Source organism: Streptomyces sp. M2CJ-2 (genome assembly GCF_016757295.1).
Classification (GTDB): domain Bacteria; phylum Actinomycetota; class Actinomycetes; order Streptomycetales; family Streptomycetaceae; genus Streptomyces.
On sequence record NZ_JAESIF010000252.1, the window covers coordinates 1 to 993 of the forward strand.

General features: G+C 67.2%; 2 protein-coding genes. Both read right to left on the bottom strand.

Annotation, left to right across the window (positions count from 1 at the left end; translation table 11 throughout):
* Positions 1–338 precede the first annotated feature (338 nt).
* A complete protein-coding gene (locus JL475_RS39130) occupies positions 339–680 on the bottom strand; it encodes a hypothetical protein (RefSeq protein ID WP_202282947.1) in 342 nt (113 codons plus the stop codon).
* A 57-nt stretch (positions 681–737) separates the two neighbouring features.
* On the bottom strand, positions 738–993 hold a 256-nt coding region (locus JL475_RS39135; protein ID WP_202282948.1), incomplete at its 5' end, for a zinc ribbon domain-containing protein.

Sequence of the window (993 nt, forward strand, 5' to 3'; positions counted from 1 at the left end):
TCCCACGTCCGGCAAACCCACAGATCACAGCCGCCTGGACACCCGCACTCAAGCCGTAACTTCACGGCCTTGGGCTTTTGCCCGTGAGGACCTCCTGTTCTGTCGGGACGACAGGATTTGAACCTGCGACCCCTTGACCCCCAGGAACAAGGGTTATCCCTTTTTTCACCACATACGACTTGAAATCAAGGTGCACAACGTGCGGTGCCAGGCATGTCGTGCGAGCGCGCGGGCACCGCGTGGTCCCCAACTGGTTCCCAAAAAGGATGACCAGACGCGGTCACAGGCCGCTTGCGGCCCTTGAGGAACTTGGTCGACGTACACGGCAGTCGTGGCTCTCAGAGGTCACCCAGCTCGGCTGCGAGACCCGCATCGCGCATGCCGGGGAAGGCATAGCCGTCGTTCTCGTCCCGTGGGACATCGAGGTCGCCCATGTGCACGCGCCACCGCGCTCCTGGCAGAACACGGCACAACCCGGTCACGGAGGTCAGCACATGGTCGAGCGCCGACAGTATCCGGCCGGGGTCGAACGGTCTCTTGGTGGCCCCGGCCACCATCTCGTCCGGCTCGCCGCCGTCGTCGTACAGGCACAGGCTCTCCTCGTCCGGGTACGGGAAGGGCGACGGGTCAGCGGCGACGATTCGCTCGACGGTGAGGGTCTCGGCACCCGTCAGTGGCATCGCCCGGCTCGCGCAGTATTGAAGTGCTCTCCCGGCCGAGGGCCGGGAGGTTCCCGCCTACCTTGCGGTGGCGGGCTTGACGCGACGAGCACGCCTGACGACTACCCTCCCGGCAGCCGGGATCGCCACATGGCCGATCCGGTACAGGCGCAGGACGTTCCGGGCCGCGTTCCAGTCGGCGTTCGCCTCGAAGCCGCAGCCGGGGTTCCTGCACACGAACGTGGTCCGGTCCTCCCGGCTGCGCGGTGTGGTGAGGCCGCAGGCCGAGCAGCGCCGGGAGGCTCCGGCAGCGGGGACCTTGACCAGGGTGCCG